The organism is Gammaproteobacteria bacterium CG11_big_fil_rev_8_21_14_0_20_46_22, from assembly GCA_002796245.1.
In the GTDB taxonomy this organism is placed as follows: domain Bacteria; phylum Pseudomonadota; class Gammaproteobacteria; order UBA12402; family UBA12402; genus 1-14-0-20-46-22.
In genome coordinates this window covers 83,567-85,427 of record PCWT01000054.1, presented here as the reverse complement: position 1 = coordinate 85,427, position 1,861 = coordinate 83,567, and the positions used below count along the sequence as shown (strand labels likewise).

The window sequence follows — 1,861 nt, the reverse complement described above, 5'->3', positions numbered from 1 at the left end:
TATTGTGCTCGAGTGTTTTTTATCCTTTACAATGGGGGTGAGTCCATATACAGGCTACATTTACTTCGTGCTTGCCTCTGCGCCGCCGTTCCGGGTGCTTGCCTTTTGCGGCGATTAAGGCGTATAATCACCGCATTATTTGCGGTAATTAAGGTGCGCTGCTGTGTGGATTTATGAACAAGCCTCTTGGCCTGAGTTTTGTTGGGAGTTTGAAAAAATAGCGGTCGTGCTGGCTGATTTACGCCATCGCCAGGGCAGGCTCATGGGTCGGCTGGAAAGTTTGGGGTTTGATTTGCGCCAAGAAACAACGCTCGCAGCTTTAACGAGCGAAGTGATAATGTCTTCAGCGATCGAGGGTGAGCTTCTCAGTACTGAAGAAGTGCGCTCATCGATTGCAAAACGATTGGGTATCGAAATAGGCGGTTATTTATTGCCTAATCGTCAGGTGGAGGGGATAGTGGATATCATGTTGGATGCCACGCAGCATTATCAAACACCGCTCACAAAAGAGCGTTTATTTGCTTGGCATGCGGCATTATTTCCAGCCGGTCGAAGTGGAATGCATCGTATTAACGTGGGTGCCTGGAGAACGCTTGCCTCTGGCCCAATGCGGGTGGTTTCTGGTCCTATGGGTCGTGAAACAGTGCATTTTGAAGCACCCAAGGCCAGCCAGTTAGATCAGGAAATGTCGACCTTTTTGGCTTGGTTTGAGGGTTCAGAAGGTGTTGATCCTTTATTAAAAGCCGGTATTGCACACCTATGGTTTGTGACGATTCACCCTTTTGACGATGGTAATGGTCGAATTGGCCGGGCGATTGCTGATATGGCCTTGGCCAGAGCGGAGCAGACTTCGGATCGTTTTTACAGTCTATCCGCTCAAATTGAGGCCGAAAGAAAAGCGTATTACCTTCAGCTTGAAATGCAGCAGCGCGGTACGACGGATATCACTGTTTGGCTTGAATGGTTTTTAGGCTGTTTTTCCAGGGCGCTTTTACGCGCTGAAAACTCGCTCAAGAAAGTGTTGTTTAAAGCAGAGCTCTGGAAAAAAGTGAATGAAAAACCTGTTAATGAAAGGCAGCGTGTGGTGATTAACCGTATGCTGGAAGATCATTTTGAAGGTCATATGAATACGTCCAAGTATGCAAGCATGGCCAAATGCTCGACGGATACGGCGCTCAGAGATATTCAAGTCTTGAAAAAGCGAGGGGTTTTCCTGCAAAACCCTGCTAAGGGCAGAAGCACGAGTTATCGATTAGTGGATGAGCTCGGTTTGATCGTTTGATTTGTGTAAAATAGTTTTCTTCAATGGAGCAAAGTCAACGAGGACCTGAAGCGTAGCGATACCCCGGGTTTTATTCACCCCGGATTATCGCACCTTCGGCGCTCAGTCCAGGCTTGTTCGCGCTATCACCAGCGTATCATTAAAACGCTTAGCACTATGCCAAGCATGCTGGTAGCGCACTTGGATGTTTTGGCTGGTACCGATCGTGATGTGGCAGTGCATATCACCGTGTTGTTGGTAAACGAGCAGGTGGTTGTCGCCAAGCTCAGTGCCACTGTCGATGATGCAGTAATTATCGCTGTTGTGCCGATCGATCACGTCGATAAATTGGTCTGCATCGATGCAATAAAGCACCGCGCTGTGTGAAAAAAGCCCTCGTGCATACAGCCCGCCCCAAGAATAACCCTGAGGCAATTTATTATCGGCTTGCAGACGATACGCAAACGGGTGGTTGCTGTGAACTGTGTTGATAATAAATGTCGGTAGTGGGCCAAAGCCTATGTTGCAATTAGGCGGTGTTTTGGCGATGGCGCATAAGCTAATCAGCGATAAGGCGAGTAAGGCAGTAATTTTCATTAT

At 47.9% G+C, this 1,861-nt stretch carries 2 protein-coding genes; one reads left to right on the top strand and one right to left on the bottom strand.

Annotation, left to right across the window (positions count from 1 at the left end; genetic code table 11):
* Window positions 1–163: 163 nt before the first annotated feature.
* Window positions 164–1,282: a cell filamentation protein Fic gene (locus COV52_08060; protein ID PIR10708.1), complete on the top strand. Its 1,119-nt coding sequence runs from the start codon at window positions 164–166 to the stop codon at window positions 1,280–1,282.
* Window positions 1,283–1,384: 102 nt separating this feature from the next.
* On the opposite strand, the gene COV52_08055 is transcribed toward COV52_08060, so the two are convergent.
* Window positions 1,385–1,858, bottom strand: a complete 474-nt coding sequence (locus COV52_08055) for a hypothetical protein (GenBank protein PIR10707.1) — start codon at window positions 1,856–1,858, stop codon at window positions 1,385–1,387.
* Window positions 1,859–1,861 lie beyond the last annotated feature (3 nt).